The organism is Reticulibacter mediterranei, from assembly GCF_016587455.1.
The window spans coordinates 5,059,061-5,077,328 of sequence record NZ_BNJK01000001.1 but is presented as its reverse complement, the minus strand read 5'-3'; the positions used below and the strand labels follow the sequence as shown (position 1 = coordinate 5,077,328).

General features: G+C 53.6%; 16 protein-coding genes. 7 read left to right on the top strand and 9 right to left on the bottom strand.

Features of this window, described 5'->3' with window-relative positions; translation table 11 throughout:
- Positions 1-40: 40 nt before the first annotated feature.
- Positions 41-2,821 carry a pyruvate, phosphate dikinase gene (gene ppdK / locus K3T83_RS21915; protein ID WP_220205066.1) on the bottom strand — a complete coding sequence of 927 codons (2,781 nt, stop codon included), beginning with the start codon at positions 2,819-2,821 and terminating at the stop codon, positions 41-43.
- A gap of 208 nt (positions 2,822-3,029) precedes the next feature.
- The gene (locus tag K3T83_RS21910) at positions 3,030-3,590 is read right to left on the bottom strand and encodes a HEPN domain-containing protein (protein WP_220205065.1); all 561 of its coding nucleotides are present in this window, start codon (positions 3,588-3,590) and stop codon (positions 3,030-3,032) included.
- A gap of 353 nt (positions 3,591-3,943) precedes the next feature.
- On the opposite strand from K3T83_RS21910, the gene K3T83_RS21905 reads away from it, so the two are divergent.
- The gene (locus K3T83_RS21905) at positions 3,944-5,290 is read left to right on the top strand and encodes a WD40/YVTN/BNR-like repeat-containing protein (protein WP_220205064.1); all 1,347 of its coding nucleotides are present in this window, start codon (positions 3,944-3,946) and stop codon (positions 5,288-5,290) included.
- A gap of 10 nt (positions 5,291-5,300) precedes the next feature.
- Here the strand turns inward: K3T83_RS21905 and ilvB are convergent, their stop codons facing one another.
- From ilvB to K3T83_RS21885, 4 genes are all read right to left on the bottom strand, one after another.
- On the bottom strand, positions 5,301-7,034 hold the full coding sequence (gene ilvB / locus K3T83_RS21900) for a biosynthetic-type acetolactate synthase large subunit (protein WP_220208276.1): 1,734 nt from the start codon (positions 7,032-7,034) through the stop codon (positions 5,301-5,303).
- A gap of 93 nt (positions 7,035-7,127) precedes the next feature.
- Complete coding sequence (locus K3T83_RS21895; protein WP_220205063.1) at positions 7,128-7,445, bottom strand: hypothetical protein; 318 nt, start codon at positions 7,443-7,445, stop codon at positions 7,128-7,130.
- A 301-nt stretch (positions 7,446-7,746) separates the two neighbouring features.
- Positions 7,747-8,715, bottom strand: coding sequence for a zf-HC2 domain-containing protein (locus K3T83_RS21890; RefSeq protein ID WP_220205062.1), 969 nt, complete (start codon positions 8,713-8,715; stop codon positions 7,747-7,749).
- Entirely contained in the window at positions 8,712-9,443 is a 732-nt protein-coding gene (locus tag K3T83_RS21885; RefSeq protein ID WP_220205061.1) for an RNA polymerase sigma factor, read from the bottom strand. Before K3T83_RS21885 ends, K3T83_RS21890 begins: the two co-directional genes overlap by 4 nt.
- 345 nt (positions 9,444-9,788) lie before the next feature.
- Here K3T83_RS21885 and K3T83_RS21880 point away from each other — a divergent pair, with 345 nt between their 5' ends.
- The 3 genes from K3T83_RS21880 (at position 9,789) to K3T83_RS21870 (ending at position 12,208) form a co-directional block, all read left to right on the top strand.
- Positions 9,789-10,424, top strand: a complete 636-nt coding sequence (locus K3T83_RS21880; protein ID WP_220205060.1) for a TetR/AcrR family transcriptional regulator — start codon at positions 9,789-9,791, stop codon at positions 10,422-10,424.
- An 89-nt stretch (positions 10,425-10,513) separates the two neighbouring features.
- Entirely contained in the window at positions 10,514-10,660 is a 147-nt protein-coding gene (locus K3T83_RS21875) for a hypothetical protein (RefSeq protein WP_220205059.1), read from the top strand.
- Positions 10,661-10,693: 33 nt separating this feature from the next.
- Positions 10,694-12,208 (top strand): MDR family MFS transporter, encoded by a 1,515-nt coding sequence (locus K3T83_RS21870; RefSeq protein WP_220205058.1) that lies wholly within the window; start codon positions 10,694-10,696, stop codon positions 12,206-12,208.
- 7 nt (positions 12,209-12,215) lie between these two features.
- Here K3T83_RS21870 and K3T83_RS21865 read toward each other — a convergent pair whose 3' ends face one another.
- Positions 12,216-12,770, bottom strand: a complete 555-nt coding sequence (locus K3T83_RS21865) for a PadR family transcriptional regulator (RefSeq protein ID WP_220205057.1) — start codon at positions 12,768-12,770, stop codon at positions 12,216-12,218.
- On the bottom strand, positions 12,760-13,068 hold the full coding sequence (locus K3T83_RS21860) for a carboxymuconolactone decarboxylase family protein (RefSeq protein WP_236065126.1): 309 nt from the start codon (positions 13,066-13,068) through the stop codon (positions 12,760-12,762). Before K3T83_RS21860 ends, K3T83_RS21865 begins: the two co-directional genes overlap by 11 nt.
- 205 nt (positions 13,069-13,273) lie before the next feature.
- On the opposite strand from K3T83_RS21860, the gene K3T83_RS21855 reads away from it, so the two are divergent.
- Together K3T83_RS21855 and K3T83_RS21850 are read left to right on the top strand one after the other, a co-directional pair.
- Positions 13,274-13,849, top strand: coding sequence for a Uma2 family endonuclease (locus K3T83_RS21855; protein WP_220205055.1), 576 nt, complete (start codon positions 13,274-13,276; stop codon positions 13,847-13,849).
- 26 nt (positions 13,850-13,875) lie between these two features.
- Positions 13,876-14,370, top strand: coding sequence for a DUF3291 domain-containing protein (locus K3T83_RS21850; protein ID WP_220205054.1), 495 nt, complete (start codon positions 13,876-13,878; stop codon positions 14,368-14,370).
- A 12-nt stretch (positions 14,371-14,382) separates the two neighbouring features.
- On the opposite strand, the gene K3T83_RS21845 is transcribed toward K3T83_RS21850, so the two are convergent.
- A complete protein-coding gene (locus K3T83_RS21845) occupies positions 14,383-15,888 on the bottom strand; it encodes a helix-turn-helix domain-containing protein (protein WP_220205053.1) in 1,506 nt (501 codons plus the stop codon).
- Positions 15,889-16,137: 249 nt separating this feature from the next.
- Between K3T83_RS21845 and K3T83_RS21840 the strand changes: the two genes are divergently transcribed.
- Positions 16,138-18,249: an ADP-ribosylglycohydrolase family protein gene (locus tag K3T83_RS21840; RefSeq protein ID WP_220205052.1), complete on the top strand. Its 2,112-nt coding sequence runs from the start codon at positions 16,138-16,140 to the stop codon at positions 18,247-18,249.
- Positions 18,250-18,268: the final 19 nt, after the last annotated feature.

Genomic DNA, 18,268 nt, shown 5'->3' with positions numbered 1-18,268 from the left:
GCATCCATACGGATGCCCACCTTCGCATTATCGATATGACTTATCTATCCTTTTCAGAGCGCGTGAGAGCGGCCTGAGCAGCGGCCAGACGTGCCACCGGGACACGGAAGGGCGAGCAGCTCACATAATTGAGGCCAACCTGATTGCAGAACTCGATGCTATCAGGATCGCCACCATGCTCACCACAGATGCCCAGTTCGATGTTCGGGTTAGTGCGGCGGCCTTTCTCGACGGCCATCGCGACCAGTTGACCCACACCGTCGCGGTCGAGCGTCTGGAAGGGGTTGACCGGCAGGATCTTCACCTTCTCCTTCGCACCTGGCTCATCCAGACCCTCGACGTAGCGGAGCAAGAACTTACCCTCTGCGTCGTCGCGGCTGTAGCCAAACGTGGTCTGCGTGAGGTCATTGGTACCGAAGCTGAAGAAATCGGCCTGAGTTGCGATCTGATCGGCGGTTAGAGCGGCGCGAGGCAGCTCGATCATGGTGCCGAACTTGTAATCGATGGCACCGCCAAGTTCACCGGCGATCTCCTGCGCCACCGCCTCAAGCTGACGGCGCACTTCCTTCAACTCGTTCACATGACCAACCAGCGGGATCATAATCTTGGGATAGACTTTGGTGCCAGCCTTCGCAACCTGAGCCGCAGCCTCCAGGATCGCACGCGTCTGCATGACGTTGATCTCAGGGAAGAGCAGACCCAGGCGGCAACCGCGCAGACCCAGCATGGGGTTCATCTCGCGCATCGCACCAACGGCCTCCAGCATAGTCTTCTTCTCAGCCAGCTCAGCCTCATGACCACCCTGAGTCTCCAGGCGCGTCACGTCTACCAGCAACTCCTCATAGGAAGGCAGGAATTCGTGCAGCGGCGGATCGATCAGGCGGATCACGACGGGATAGCCTTCGCCGGTCTCAGGATTGACCATTGACTCGAACAGACCTTTGAAGTCGGCGCGCTGGAACGGCAACAGTTGATCAAGGGCTACCACACGCTCCTCGCTGGTCTTTGACAGGATCATCTTCTGCACGATGGGCAGGCGCTCCTGCTCCATGAACATATGCTCGGTGCGGCAGAGACCGATACCCTCAGCACCAAAGGTGACGGCACGTTTGGCATCGCGTGGATAGTCCGCGTTAGCCCAGACGCCCAGCTTGCGGAACTTGTCGGCCCAGGTCAACAGGGCTTTGAGATCCTCTTCTTTGTCGAAATCGGGATCAACGGTCTTGATGATGCCTTTGAAGACTTCGCCGGTGCCACCATCGATGGAGATATCATCGCCCTCTTTGATGACAACATCGGAGCCACTCACTCGGAACAGCTTCTCGCTCTCGCTGACGCGCAGGGTCTCGGTACCGGCAACACAGGGGAGGCCCAGGCCGCGTGCCACAACTGCGGCGTGGCTGGTCGCACCACCGCGAGCAGTGAGGATACCTTTTGCCACCAGCATTCCATGCACATCGTCCGGGCTGGTCTCAGGACGCACCAGCACGACCGGCACACCTTTCTTGCCCAGATCCTCGGCGGTGTCGGCATCGAAAACAGCTTTACCAGCGGCAGCACCCGGGGAGGCGTTCAGACCTTTCGCCAGCAAGCGGCCCGAGCCGGTGGCGCGTTTCTTGTCCTCTTCGTCGAAGCGAGGCAGCAACAACTGGTAGACCTGGCTCGGCTCGACGCGTTTGACGGCCTCTTCTTCGCTAATCAAGCCCTCGCGCACCATATCGACGGCGACCTTAACGGCAGCCTGTGCGTTGCGTTTGGCAGAGCGAGTCTGCAACATGTAGAGGCGACCTTTTTCTACCGTGAACTCCAGGTCTTGCATATCGCGATAGTGCTTTTCGAGGCGCTCCGCAATCTGCTGGAACTGTTCGTAGACAGCAGGTAGATCTTCTTCCAGACGGCTGATCTTTGATGGCGTGCGAATACCGGCCACCACGTCCTCACCCTGAGCGTTGAGCAGATACTCGCCGTACAGCACTTTCTCGCCAGTGCTGGGGTTGCGGGTAAAGGCAACGCCGGTACCGCTATCATTGCCCATGTTACCGAACACCATCGTCTGCACGTTAACGCCGGTACCCAGACTGTGGGGAATCTTGTTGAAGTTGCGATAGTCGATAGCGCGTTTGTTGTTCCAGGAGGAGAAAACGGCTTCGATGGCCTTGTGCAGTTGATCATATACGTCGGTGGGGAAAGACTGGCCCGACGATTTCTCGGCCACCTGCTTAAACTCGACCACGATCTGCTTGAGCGCCCCCGCCGAAATCTCGGCATCGGTCTTGACGCCTTCCCGTTCTTTATAGGTGTCAAGCACATGCTCGAAATCGCGCGGATCGGCATCCAGCACGATCTTGCTAAACATTTGGATAAAGCGACGATAGGCATCATAGGCGAAGCGCTCGTCACCGGTCAGAGCGATCAACCCATGCACCGTCTCATCGTTAATGCCAAGATTGAGGACCGTATCCATCATACCCGGCATGGAGAACTTGGCACCGGAACGAACGGAAACCAGCAGCGGATTCTCTTTATTGCCAAAACTCTTTCCGGTCTGCTGCTCAACAACCTTCAGCGCCGCCTTCACCTGCTCCCATACGCCCTTCGGAAACTGCTTGTTGTCCTCATAGTAGGCGTTACATGCCTCGGTGGTGATGGTGAAACCCGGAGGCACCGGCAACCCGGCATTGGTCATTTCCGCAACACCTGCGCCCTTACCACCTAGTAGTTCGCGCATCGTGGCGTTGCCTTCGCTAAAAAGGTAAACCCATTTACGAGGTGATTGCTTCACCGCCTCATCCAACTCCGAATGGGTGATCTGTTGCGTCATTAAATATCCTCCAAATTGTTTTTTGGGCAAAACGAGCTTTGCAGACCCGGTACAGACGAACCTTCGCCTCTACCAGACCCGTTGATCTCAAAGGTGTTTGAGCAACAACGGACTGCTTACATGCAGAAGCGCTCTAACATAGAAAGCCGGTGTAGAGAGTGCCTTTTTGACCAAACTTTTCTGTTAGAAAGCTTTCTCGAATAGAACTCTACGCACTAAGGACAACGTTTCTGGCCCAACGCAGTATCATCCGTGTACATTGTACATAATGATTGGCTTCTTCAGCACTAATAACCTCGTCGGCCTCTTCCGGGGGCGTTTCCGAGTAAAAGGCTTCTGGATGAAAAGGAGTGAGCCGCTCCATCTCCACCTGAATATCTTCCGGCGCGCCAACCAACGCTCCCAACGCTCGCAGATCGTGATCATAACGCGAGCGCCGACCATAGCGCAACAGGCTCACGGCCTGTGCCGCTTTTTCTGCGACCTGATTACAGTAATCAACACAAGCAAAATGCCGCCCCAGGCTTAATTCCAGAGAGGCCGTAGCCATGTCCTGTGCAGCCTCCGCGTATAGTCCTAATGCTCCCTGAACATCGGTGTTCGGCAGCACTTCTTCAGCCTCCTCGTCGTCCTCATCGACAAGAAACGCCGATGCAGTGTCTCCTCCCTGTGTTTCATGCAGAGTGACGCCACCTTCGAGGAGTTGCTCTAAATCGTCGTCGTTGCCTGCGCGGGGACTTTCCCGGTTGCCGTTTTGCCTCTGTGACATGGTGTAATGTTCCTCAATCTCGTCAATCAGGATTGATTGGCTTTCTCAGTTACTCTTCGCATAGCACAACTGGTTATGCGCCCATAGTATTCCTAATAAGGTACGTGTGTCAATGCTTGTAGGAGCTACCTGCGATCCCAATATATAACAACGAACGAAATACGGGCATGTTTCAAGCAGCCATCACAAGTTGCTCACAGCCTCCCCCTATCATAGCAAATCTCGCTCTCGCAAACCAGACCGAATCTCGTGGAACTTTCCGGCATTTCCCTTCGTCTTCTTCTCAGATGGTTCTATTTACGGCAATCCAAGCGATCCAGAGAAAGCGGGAGGGTAAGATGCAGGAGAATAAGTTGAAAGCACGAGATCAGCATAAATCAGCAGACAAGCAACGAGCTACCCCTGCACGCAAATCCTGGCTCACGAGCTTTGGTACGCTCCTGGTCGTTTTACTCATTATCGCTACCAGCATCATTCTGTTTGTCCTGCGCGGCATCACCAATCAGGCCAGCTCGCCTCTCAGCACACCACCGGCAGCCGGACAATGGGTCAACCTGGACAATCGCTACCTTTTCTCTTCGCTAGAGGCCGCTCCAACAAATCCTGCTCTTCTCTATGCATGTGCTTCTCCTTATCCTCAACCGCAGCAGGGACAGTCCCCTCAGTATACGCTCTTACGTAGCGACGATTTTGGCGCTCACTGGCAAGATCTGAGCAAACAGGTTACGTTGCGCGACTTCTGCCAGTTCACGATCAACCCCGCAAACGGCAACGAACTCTTTGTCGTGACAGCTGGCACGCCAACCGGGGGCAACACGCCCGATGTACTCAAACAGAGCAGCGATGGTGGAAAGACCTGGAAGACGCTACAATCCAGATTGCAAGATGGACAGGCAAACGTCACATGGCATGTCCAGCAGCTTCGGCAGGTAGGCCACGACCTGTTCGGCATTCAGTGGACATCACCGCTGGCCTCCAATGTCACCCAGCTTTCTACCACGACGCCATCACGACTGGTTCATAGCAGTGACGAAGGACAAACCTGGACGCCTATCACCAATCCTGCGGCTTCCATAACGCTCATCGTTCACGACTACGCAGTCAATCCCAACGATACGCGCACCATCTACGAGATAGCCGGGCCGCCACCACGCCTGAGCGAGCCAGGTATCACACCTGGTGCAAAGACAACGCTCATGACTCTCTATAAAACAACGGATGGAGGCGCAAACTGGCAGCAATTGCTCAACGACATTCTGCCTGACAGCACGCTGCAGCTGGCAAGCGCGAAGCCTACCACGCTCTTTGTTGGCGAAGCAATGAGCAACAGAGCGCTCAACGATACGTCTGTCCCTATGTTGTCATCTACCGCGCCAATCTCCTTCCGCATCCGCACCAGCACAGATGGCGGTGCCACATGGCAGACCACCTTGCAGGTGCAGGGAGCGAGCGGTTTCGTGCATGGCTGGTTTAGCACCATCGATGGACAACTCTACGCTCTCTCCAGTGCTAATGGAAGCAACAATAGCACCATTCGACGCTATGATCCCGCCAGCAAGCAATGGAACGATGTTACGAAACCGCCCCAACCTGGCGATTTGTTGGCTGTCACTCCCACCGGCACCAACAATGGCGCGGTCTTCTGGCTCAGAAGCTTTGTCGGTGGCAAGACAGCTCTGTATCGTTATGTGAGCGGGTAAGCGTTCATCATTATTCGATCATCTCGGTAATACCTTTACCGGGAATCACGGTCGGATAGACGTTGGCCTCTGCCTCGATCACAAAATCGAGAATGATGCTACCGGGCGTCTCCATTGCCGTTTGGATCGCGTCGGCGACATCTTCACGTCTGGTAATACGTATGCCCTTCATGCCGTATGCATCGGCTAGCTGGACATAATCGGGGCTGCTGATCGGCACCTCGGAATAGTTACCAGCATAGAAGAATTGCTGCAACTGGCGCACCATGCCCAGATAGCCATTATTCATAATCACGATCTTGAGGTCCACGCCCTCCTGCTGCAAGGTTGCCAGTTCTTGAATATTCATCTGAATACCGCCATCGCCAGCAACCACCCAGACCGATGCATCGGGCAACCCCATTTTCACGCCCAGAGCAGCTGGCAAAGCAAAGCCCATCGTTCCCTGACCACCGGAGGTGATATGGCTGTTGTGGCACGTCCAGGGATAGTAGCGTGCCACCCACATCTGATGCTGCCCCACGTCAGTTACCAGAATCGCCTTTCCATCCGTCGCTTCGTGCATCGCGGTGAGAATGCCAATAGGATCGGGCAGCGTCTCGTTAAACTGTCTGCGACCAATCGCCCCATCCGTATATTGCCAGAAGCGAATCTCGCGCAGCCACTCGCTATGATCCAGCGGCTCGATCCGCTCATGCAACGCAGCCAGAGCTGCACCTGCATCGGCGATCAGCGGCACGCTTGCCACTTTGACTTTATGGATCTCTGCGGGATCGATATCGATGTGAATAATCCGCGCATGCGGGGCGAAATCGCTCACATTGCCCGTCACCCGATCATCAAAGCGCAATCCCACTCCGATAATTAGATCTGCCTGTCCAATCGCCCGGTTGACGTGAGCGGCACCATGCAAACCGGGCATGCCAATAAAGAGTGGATGGGCAGAGGAGAAGGCGCTGATGCCGAGCAGGGTAGTAATCACTGGAATATGCGCCTTCTCTGCAAATCGACGCAACTCTTCATAAGCCTGTGAGAGAATGACGCCGTGCCCCGCCATAATCAGGGGGCGCTCGGCTCTGGCAATTAACGCAGCTGCCTGAGCGACGAGATACGCTGCCGGATGCGCAATCGGGGCGGGAGCAGCGTCAATAGCGTTTTGCGTGATCAATGTCGTGGCGAGGGCCGTATCAAAAAGCACATCCTTTGGGATATCCACGACAACCGGGCCGGGACGCCCACTGCGCGCGATATGAAACGCCTCGTGAATCGCAGCAGAGAGTTCACTTGTCGTGCGTACCAGCATAGCATGTTTGGTGATGGGCTGTGTCACGCCGATTATGTCGGTCTCCTGAAATGCATCGCGCCCGATCTGATCGTGCGGCACCTGTCCGGTAATGGCAACCATCGGGATGGAATCGGCATAGGCAGTGGCAAGGCCCGTAACGAGATTAAGCGCGCCGGGACCGCTGGTGGCGATGCAGACGCCAACCTTGCCCGTCGCTCGTGCATAGCCATCTGCCGCGTGCGCTGCCGCCTGCTCATGTCTGACCAGCACGTGATGGAGCGCTGGATACGAGGTGAGTGCATCGTAAAACGGGACAAGCACGCCACCTGGATAGCCATAGAATATATCAACGCCCTCACGAATTAGTGATTGGCAGAGTAGATGGCTGCCTGTCAGCGTCTCTGGTGCTTCTGACTGTAATATGAACGTCCGGGTATCCTGTTGTGTATTTGACAACATATTTGCCATACCTTTCTCCTCTCAAATCCGAGATATAAAAAAGAACCTCCCACTGTGGGAGGTTCTCAAGAAACGATTTGCAGTTCCGTCAGTTTAGCGCCTGCGTTCTCCTCCCTGTAGTCTGCGGGTAAGCAACCCGACGAGTCCTACCTGCTCTGTAAGGCTAAGAAGCAGCCCTGCAAGAAGGACGAGCTGAACAGCTACAATAAGGTGCAGTGCAAGCGATACGGCAGCAACAACCAGAATAAAGAAAGACACCTGCACAAATTGGCAGGTGTCTTGATAGTGTACAGGTGCGAAGCTAGAAGTAGTCGAAGTTGTTTGCTGTGCGGCAAAGCGGAAAGCAGGCAGACAGGCAGGGCAACCATTACCAGCGCTTATCGCTATTGGCCCACGCCACGATCTTGTCATGATTGCTCTCCTCCAAATATCTCATCGGGAAGTTGCCGCCGACCAGTCCTCTGGTTCGTCAGAAAATACCTGTATGATGATAGTCATCATTTATTTCTCTAAGAATAACAAGCTCCTGGCAATTTGTCAACCGTCCTAAAGAGCCGTTGCAACATTGCGGATCTCATGAGTGTTGACTGCCAGGAGCTTGTCCAGTCTTTTTACAAAATTTTATTGCAGCTATATTAATTTCTTGATTATTTATTTTTGAGAGAACAATATTGAGAGCAGAAGCTGGGCAGAGCCAGAAAGAGGCGAATAATCAGGGTCTTTCTGGCATCGTGCCAAGCTTAAAGCCCGAAGGCACCGTCATATCCCAGGTAGAATCAGGAACTTGTGCAGTGGGAAGTACTTTGAACGTATCGAACATCGGTTTCGCAGTTCCCGGTGTCCCGGAGCTTTCCAGAACGTTGACGGGCATATAATCCATATCGAGCAGCAGGACCGTACCATCGGCATTGCGCACGCGATAGACAGGCTTGCCGTTGAAGGTACTCTTGCCGAGATAGACTGCGCGACCCGCTGTTAAATCCTTGCGCAATTGGGCCAGATTAAATGTCGGTTCTTCCGCAATCCATTCGTGCGCATCCCACTCCGCCACATGATTCATCATATCCATTCCCAGAACTTTTTTACTATCAGTTACCGCCACAACATCGAGCTTATCATCCATTTTTGTTTCTACATTCATACTGCCAGAGCCAAGATCATAATAGCTCGTCACCAGCATTTTTTCTCCCTTCGCGCTGACCTCCGTTTGAGTGTGATAGAGGACATAGCCATTCCAGGAGAGGTTCTGTGGTAGAGCAAATTGTGGTTGCACCCACTGCGTTAATAGTTGTGATGCCCCGAGCAAGGCCAGCATAAAGACGGCGGCCAGCGCGACGACTTCGGTGATCAGGCGTCTTGGCGAGCGACGAGCGCGACGCGACGAGAAACGCGTCACGGGTGCCGCAACGCCTCGACTACGAGCCGAGATAGCAGCGAGCACGGCCTGATCGACGCGGGGCGATGGACTGGACGCTGCTAATCCAGCCATCTGTCGCGTAGTTCTTTCAAAAAGTCGCTGCTCCGCCGTGCAGTCTGGACACGATGCAATATGAGCGGAGACGCGCTGTTTCTGCTCATCAGAAAGATCATCCCAGACGGCCAGGTACAGGCTGACAGAATTACAAACGTCTGGCCCAGATGCATCAACCGAAGGCAGGGGCGGTAAATCCATGCTTTTCATTTCGTTTTCCCTCGCGTACCCACGCCGTCCTTCGTCAGACGTTGATAGTGTTCGGCAAACATTTTCTTAGCACGAGAAATACGCGTAGCAGCAGCGTTGGGCGAGATCCCAACGATATCTGCCACCTCCTGATAGGGTATACCCTGTGCGGCATTTAAGGCCAGCACGACGGCATACTCACTGGGCATACGGCTCAGGGTAGCATTGATCAGTTCGCGCTCGGCAACTTCGGGGATACCTCCACTGTCTGCAAGCAAAGCAGTTGCATCCTCAAGCAGGTTGTCGTCCGATCCATCATCGGAACGCGAGCGAAAAGCCAGAGGCCACCAGGAAATACGTTTCCTGCGTCGTAGCTGATCGACGCAAAGGTTTGTAGCAATACGATAAAGCCAGGCCGAAAGCTGACCGCGCTCATAGAGCGCATCCCAGGAGGTGCAGGCTCGTACAAAAACCTCCTGCGTCACGTCATCGGCATCTTCCATATTGCCTAGTAAACGATAGGTATATGAGTGGATGGGGCGTCGGAATTGTTCGTAGAGGCCAATCAGTGTGGCCTCATCCGACTGTGCATTAGCCCCACGCGCCGGTTTCTTCACAGGCATGCTGGCTGCCACTTCCTCATAGAAATCGATGCCCCCAGGAAAATCTCCTACAGGCCGGGTCGGATGTGTTTGTAGTATAGCAGGAATGGTGAGTAAATGAAACATGCCAACGGGTGCCTCCAACATTGTAAATTTCTCATCTGTATACTCTCACGTGAGAGGTTGACAACATTTACAGTAATCTTTTTTCTTCTCACCTCTCCGCATACAGCTTATGCACGCAAGTACTATGTCTGTACCCCATAACTACTGCGGCCCCTCTCTCCAACCTACTCTCTATGTTTACAATTACCATCCCCAACTCATCTAAAATGACAAAGGCTGGTTAGTACTATCATCTCATACCCCTCTCATTCCATTTAGCGGCATTTGCACTGCGCACGCCCTTGACATCTAGCACCTCGCACTGTATACTCATTAAAGTTAGTGGTTACTAACAATTATTTAGGCAGAAAGAGATACATACAGGAGATGGCGAAAGAGAGGCAGGACCAGCCTGCGAAACGGTCACGCTTGCGAGGAGAAGAGCGGCGCACGCTGATGTTGCACAGTGCCAAACGTGTCTTTGCGCGCTCCACATATGCCGAGGCGAGTACAAGCGAGCTGGCCCGTGAGAGCGAAGTGACAGAACCGATGCTCTATAAACATTTCGGCAGCAAAAAGGGTCTCTTTCTGGCTGTCCTCAGCGAGTTTGGCACACAATTCTTCGGTATGATGCGAGAATGCATCTCGCAGAGGGCTGAGAAAAACATTCTCGATGCACTCGAACACATCATTGACGATTATAAATACACGCTCAAAGCCGATCCCGAGACCCAGCGTGTGCTGTTCCAGGCCGTTATCGAAGCGAGCGATCCCGATATCGCCCGTTGTATCAGTAAACACAACCGTCGCACCTATGAATTTATTCGCCAGCTTGTCGAACGTGCCTCGCAGGAAGGTTATCTGGACCCTACCATCAGCATTGACGCCGCTACATGGGGGTATATGAGTATGATTCTCTCCCATCAATATAGTTTGATGCTCAACCTCTCAGGCGAGTTTGCACAGGCACAACAAGAGATGAATCGCATCTGGCTGCGCGGCTTGCGAGTCGATGAAGACTAAAATTTTTTCACTTTTTTAGTTAGCTATTACTAACTAATTTAGAGCGAAGCCCTCTATCGTAATCGCGCAATCTTAGGGGAGGACCGAAGATGGCAGGGGCGATGGCTTGTCCTCGCCCTGGTGCTACCATCACGGCGTGTGAAGCCGGGCGAGGACAAGCCATCGCCCCTGCCATCTTCGGGTGGCGCTTCCCCCTCAACGTGCCGGATGCACCAATTATCGAGCAATTACGATAAAGGAGAGAGATCCCGTATACAGGAGAGTGGATAATGCAACTTCTCACCGCTGACAGCAAGAGCAGCCGTCTACCGTACAAATGGATTGTTGTGCTGGTTGTGATTTTCGGCTCGTTTATGAGTATTCTTGACCAGACAGTGATTAATAACGCCTTGCCTCGCTTGCAAAGCGCGTTTGCAACTGATCTCAACAATCTGCAATGGGTTATCACAGCCTATACGCTCGCTCAGGGCGTCATCACGCCAACAACGGCCTTTTTCGCCAATCGCCTGGGAACAAAGCGCTTTTATGTGATTGCGCTCGCCTTTTTTACATTGGGGTCCGCGCTCTGTGGTCTCGCCTGGAATCTGCCAACCCTCATCGTTTTTCGCGTAGTGCAGGCAATTGGAGGTGCTACTCTGTTTCCACTGGCAATCACTTTGCTGTTCTACGAATTTCCTCCCCATCAGCGCGGTCTGGCGACCGGCATCGTGAGTATTTCCGCACTGATGGCCCCCGCAATCGGTCCCACATTCGGAGGCTATATCGTGACCTATGCTGAATGGCCCCTGATCTTCTACATTAATGTTCCCATTGGGATAATCGCAATCGTGATGGCGCTGCTATTGTTGCGCGAACGCCGCTCCGAAGAGCGTATGCAGTTCGACCTGCCTGGCTTTCTTCTCGCAGCCATCGGCCTTGCAGCTATCCTCTATGCCCTTTCGAGCGCTACAACCTCCGGCTGGAACAACTCACTGGTGCTGGTGACGCTGATTGGTGGTCTCTGCTCGCTGGCCTTGTTTGTTGTGGTTGAGTTACGCATAGCTAATCGTGGCAAACAACCACTCGTCGATCTGCGCCTCTTCGCCAATGGCCCGTTCCTGAGCAGCAATATCGCCAATGCGCTGATTACCTTTGGCTTCTTCGGCAGTCTGATTCTCGCGCCCATTTATATGCAGGATCTACGCGGTCTCAATGCCTTCCAATCTGGCCTGTTTACGCTCCCACTCGCTCTGGCCTCGGTACTGGCTGCAATTGTTGGCGGACGGATGGTGGACCGCTTTGAACCACGTGTCGTCCTCTTTCCGGGTCTGCTGCTGATGGGTCTCTCTACCTGGCAACTGGCCGCAGCGACGCTGACAACCTCCTATCCCTGGCTGCTGCTGGTCTTCGCTGTGCGCGGACTGGGCCTCGGCTGCCTGCTCCAGCCCTTGACGGTCTCGGCACTCTCCACCGTTGAACGACAACAATATACTCAGGCTTCGTCGCTCAACACGGTGATACGCTTTGTCTTCACCTCGCTGGGCATTGCGGTGCTAGCAACCCTTGTCCAGAGCCGCGCTGCCGTCCATATCAGCAATCTCGCTCAACAACTCAAATCCGGGACGCATGGGGCGCTCTTGCAGGTGCATCAGCAAGGTCTCACTCTGGCCGTACAGGATGCCTTCTGGCTCTCGCTGGTGGCCTTCGTCCTGGCCTTTATCGCCGTCTGCTTCATCCGGGTTCAGAAAGCAACACCACAACAACAGGGAGAGTTGTCTGAACAGGCAGTGCAACAACATGCCTAGAAAACGGTCAGTTTAAATGGCGCAGACGCTCGATAAGGCCATCGAGCCATTCAAGCTCCATTGTCAGTGCACGCCGCTGGTGGTCCAGAACAGCCCATGCTCCCAGCATGTTCTCGGCCCACTGGCAGGCAGCGCTGGCTCGCTCCAATTGCTGACGCATCGCCTCGCGTCGCCTTTCCAGCGCAGGCAACACCTCTACGGTTGATAAATGAGTCAGCGCAACACCAACCCCGACATCATAATCGAAGCGCTGATGCTCGATGGATGCCAGAGCGGTTCTCGCCATCTGGTATAGACGCTCGCGACCGGCATCGGTCAACGTATAAATGGTGCGGTACGACGACCCCTGCCCCGGATTCGGCTCGTCATGTGCCGATAGCGACTCTTCAGCAACCAGCTTCTCCAACGTCTGATAGATCGATGAGAGTCCGACCGCCGCCCATGCGCTGATCGAGCGGGCCTTGATTTGCTGATTGAGTTCGTAGCCATGCATTGGCCGCTCCTCCAACAGCGACAACAGGAGGAGCGGCAAACGAGCACCCTCAGCTTTTTTATTGCTCATCTTCATCAAAGGGACGGACAACCTCTGCCGCACACTCCATCACCCGCATACCAGCAGCAGGCAGACCAACCAGAACAGCACTCAACACCTCCGCACGTGAAGCCCCCATTTTCTTTGCTTCGGCTGCATGAAAAACTATGCCTTTCTCCAAACCTAGCGCAGCCAGCACCGCCAGATAAGCCAGTTCAGCCGTCTTCGCATCCAGCGCGGAATGCTCCTGCATCACCTTATCCGCCTGCAACCAGGCTTGCAGCGTTTCAGGAGCCTCACGCATCACTGTATAAAATCCTGCGCTCATCGCCACTGTCTTTTTCTCCTCATTATTACTATGTAACCGAATATTCTATAACAGAATAATAAATTATTATATAGATACCTGTCAAGATAATACCCGTTCTTGCTTCCCTCTCTCAGATATGATATGCTCATGATAGAATAAAAGTGTTAGATAAGATCATTTTGTTACATAAGATGATATTGAAGTTGAAGAGAGAGGCGCACCAATGCAGCATTCCCACGAGCAAAGCTATACTCTCAAAGAATACTGGAAGCTTGTTGAACTGTTCCCTGACCATAAATACGAGTACATCGATGGCTCTATTCGCATGATGTCGGGAGGTAGTCCGGCTCATGCTCAGATAGGGGCTAATATCGTAACACTCCTCAACATAGCGCTGCATGACAGTGAATGCAACGTCTACAATTCCGATGTGAAAGTCAAATTGAACGAGCAGAGATGCTATCTCCCCGACGCCACCGTCTCCTGCGACCCTCGCGATTGGACTCGCCCGGATGTTTTAGAGTCGCCAACGGTGGTCGTGGAAGTGCTTTCGCAATCGACGGAGAAGGTGGATAGAACGGAAAAGCTAGAGGCATATCAGCGCTATCCCGCTATGCAGGAAATTTTGCTGATCGATTCCCGCCGCCGCTATGTCGAGCATTATCATAGGGTGGGCGTTGCTCAATGGTTAAAGAGCATTTTTGAGGATGATCATGATTGTATTGAGATGAGCAGCATTGATGCGACGTTGTACTTGCGCGATATCTATCGTAAAGTGTATCTTGATACTGTTGAGTAAGATTGTTTTTAGCGAAAGGATAGAGCATGTCGCATCTCGCGCAGATCAATATTGGCCGTATGCTGGCACCGTTGAGCGATCCACAGATGGCTGGATTTGTGGAAAAACTAGATGAAGTCAATGCCCTCGCAGACAACAGCAAGGGCTTTATCTGGCGACTCCAGACCGGTGAAGGCAATGCCACAGATATTCAGGCATACGACGATGAGATGATACTCGTCAATATGTCGGTCTGGACCTCGTTGGAAGATCTTTCCCAATATGTCTATGCAATGGAGAGCGAACATCGCCATGTGATGAAGCAGCGCCGCAAATGGTTTGAGCGCTTCGATGGTCCCTTTATGGTGCTATGGTGGATTCCAGAAGGACATATTCCCACCGTTGAAGAAGCGAAAGAACGGCTGGAATATCTGCGCACACATGGCGAAAGCGAGTATGCTTTCTCCTTCAAAAAGCCCTTTCCGGCTCCCGACGCCCAGGACGAGTCGCTACCCAAAATTCTTGATGAGTGCCCAGCATAGCATTATTCACCGCTATCGTTCGCGCATCTGTCGTGCGTACTGACCCATTGTATAGCCGGTACGCTGCTTGAAGAGGCGCATCAGATAGCTGGCATCGTAGCCCAGCGAGCGACACACCTCCTGCACCGACATGGTGGTGTTCGCAAGATACTCTTTGGCCCGCTCAACGCGCAGGTTGATCAGCATATCGCTGGGATTATGCCCCGTCTCTTCGGTGAAAAGGATGCTGAAATAGGGAGGACTGAGCGCCACGTGTTGCGCGACATCGGCTATGCTGATGGGCGACTCCAGGTGGCGCTCCATAAACTCTGATGCCATGCGCACTATCTCTTTGCGCCGCGCAATATGCGGGTTGATCGCACTGCCCGCCTGCTTTGGTCCGCGCGCCAGATTGGTCATCGTACTGGTGATAATGCCGATTAACCCCGCCATTCCCTCCATCTGCTCCAGCGTCATCTGCGGCGTGCGCTTCATTGCCGCCTCATACTCAGGCCAGGGAATACCGTATTCCTGAGCATAGCGTTTGTGACGCTTCCTATCGAGCCGCCCCTTGAGCAAGACAGGAGTTGTGACTACCTCGCCAAGATTCTGCCCATCAACAATAATCGGCGCAATCGCTCGTGCCAGCGTGTTATGCCAGCTCAGATAGACATATGGTTCGCGCAGGGTTGCATAGCGCTCCTGATCTGGCACGTCGAGCAGATTCCATTCTCCGAAGCCCTGAAGATTGGCGTTATTCCAGCCCATCGTCCGACCTACCAGCAAACGCAACATCTCTCCATCGCCATGAAAGCGCCTGACCATATGTTTATAGCGCTCAAAGTGTTCGGCGTCCGTATAGCATTCTATCAGTTGAACCTTCAAGGGAAAATCTACCACGCGCATAAAATGGAACGACATATCCCAGATAGCGTTGGGCGAGATCAATTGAAAGAGTAGCGGGATCGGTGGCGGCGGGATCTGAGCAATATTCCAGCGCGACAGGTTGCGCAAATAGACCGCCAGACGCCCCAGCGATGTAAAGCGTGCCGAACCACCAGGCTGACCAATCAAACGCACGGCCTGCGCCGTCACCGTATGAAACGTCAGCAGGAAGGTCTCAAAGGGACGCCGCCCATGAAAGATATCCATAAAATTATAGGTTGGCATCAATTGTAACGCTTCCACCGGTTGCCAATCGCCACCCCGTACGGCACACACTTCAACGTTCAGGCTCGTCCACCAGCCGCCATCGATATAGGGTATCCCCATCGTCATCTCAATACAATTGAATGTCGTCGGTTCAGGAAATTCTATCGCGTACCAGTCGGGCCTATCAGAGAAATTCCCCTCAATATAGGTATCAAACGTCTTGCTTGGATGAAAGGCAGACAGCGGCTTCCCATCGAGCCGATGCGCTGTTTCATTGATGAGGACCAGCGGGCTGAATGCCCCGCTCCCTGTTGGTTGCGGCTGCGAAACCGTGATCTGCACGCCCTGACGATGTAGCAGGTTCTCTTCCCTATAAGCTATGGCCATTCTTGCTCCACATTGTCTCGCGCAAACGAGATGATTTTGTTCTGCTCTCATACTACACTACGAAATGACATATTTTCAATTCACCTTAAAATAAGACATATCTTTTTTAAAATATGTCATTTTTACAGGCATACTCTCCAGTATGCTTATTACATCAATCCAATCAATTTCAATCACAGGTGCAAAACTCGGAGGCAGACAGAGACATCATCCCGTCCAGACGAGAGATGTCACTGAGGAGTATTTCACATGCAGATTTCTACTCGTTATGCCGGATATTCGGCAGAGGAATATGCGGAACGTGTGTACGCCGGAGTGCTGGGCAAGCTTATTGGAGTCTATCTTGGTCGCCCTTTTGAGGGCTGGTCCTATGAGAAGATCATGGCCAGGTTGGGCGAGATTACATATTATGTGCATGATCGACTCAGCAAGCCGCTGATCGTGACCGATGACGATATCTCTGGCACATTCACTTTTTTACGCGCTCTGCCAGATTATGGCAACACAACCGATCTTACCCCTGCTCAGATCGGCCAGACCTGGCTCAATTATATCGTTGAAGAGCGCACTATTTTATGGTGGGGCGGTCTCGGCAATTCCACCGAACATACGGCCTATCTTCGTCTCAAACAGGGCATTCCAGCCCCGCAAAGCGGCTCAATTGCGCTCAATGGCAAAGTAGTTGCCGAACAGATCGGCTCTCAGATCTTTATCGACGGTTGGGGCATGGTCTCGCCTGCTGATCCTGCACGCGCCGCCGACCTTGCTCGCCGCGCCGCCAGCGTCAGCCACGATGGGGAAGCTATTTATGGAGCGCAGGTTCTCGCGGCAATGGAGGCTCAGGCTTTTGTCGAGCACGATATTAACCGACTACTTGACATCGGTACATCCTTTATTCCCAAAGACTCTGTTATTTACCACCTGATCCAGGATATTCGCGAGTGGCATGCTGCCGAAACCGATTGGCACAAGACGCGTGAACGGATCGTTGAAAAATATGGCTACGAGAAATATGGCGGCAACTGCCATATGGTCCCCAATCACGCCCTGATCATCATGGCCCTCCTCTATGGCAACGACGATTTCCACCGTTCGCTGATGATCGTCAACACCGCCGGCTGGGATACCGACTGCAATTCTGGCAATCTCGGCTGTCTGCTGGGTATCAAAAACGGGCTGAGTGGTCTGACTGGCGGACCCGATTGGCGCGGCCCCGTCGCGGATCGCCTCTATCTCTCAACCGCTGATGGTGGACGCGCCATTACCGATGCCGCCGCCGAAACCTATCATATCGTTAATATTGGCCGTGCTCTGGCTGGAGAAGCTCCTGTGACCCCCAAGAACGGCGCGCGCTTCCATTTTGAGTTGCCCGGCTCCGTCCAGGGTTTCCAGGTAGATCAGCCCGCTGCATCGTTAGAGAACGTCGAAGGACATAGCAGCCAGGGCAGGCGCAGTCTCGCCATCCATTATCCAGCGCAAGCTCAGAGCGTTCATGCTGCCACGCCGACGTTTTCGCCGCCGGAAGCGCTCGCGTTTGACCACTATATGCTGCTGGCCTCGCCAACGCTCTATCCCGATCAGGTACTACGCGCCGCCATCTCTAGCGACGAAAACAATGCTGCACCTGTCACCTGCCGGCTCTTTATTCGCTATTATGGTGACGACGATGCGCTCTTTAGCATCGATGGACCGGAGATCACCCTCGCTCCAGGCAACGAGCACGAGTTCAAATGGCGCATCCCCGCAACCAATAGTGCGCCCATTGCAGAGGTTGGCATTGAGATTGTTAACGCGGAGCAAGCTGATGGCTGCCTCTATCTGGACTATCTTACGTGGGATAGCGTGCCAAACATGGTATTGACGCGCCCCGAGACAACGGGAACGGCGTGGCGGCGTGCCTGGGTGCCGGGCGTTGACTCGTTTGGTGATCGCTGGCCCGAACCCTTCAGACTCATTCAGAATCACGGGCGCGGCCTGCTCATCCAGGGAACGCGCGAATGGGACGATTATCGCGTTAGCAGCACGCTCACACCACATCTGGCACGCGCAATAGGCGTGGCTGCACGCGTGCAAGGGATGCAACGCTATTATGCATTGACGCTCTCAAATGATGGGCAGGCCAGGCTGCTCAAAGTGCTGGATGGCGAGCGGGTATTGGCCGAAGCAACGCTATCCTGGGAACTGGGACGCCCTTATACATTCAGCTTGCAAGTAGAAGGAACACGCTTGCAAGCCTGGGTAGATCAACAACTGCTCTTCGATTTTGAGGATAAGCAACAACCGCTCACAGGCGGTGCCATTGCCCTGCTCTGTGAAGAAGGACGCGTCAGCACTGATGCTGTCACGCTTCAAGCGCTCTAGCATGACTGATAATAACGTC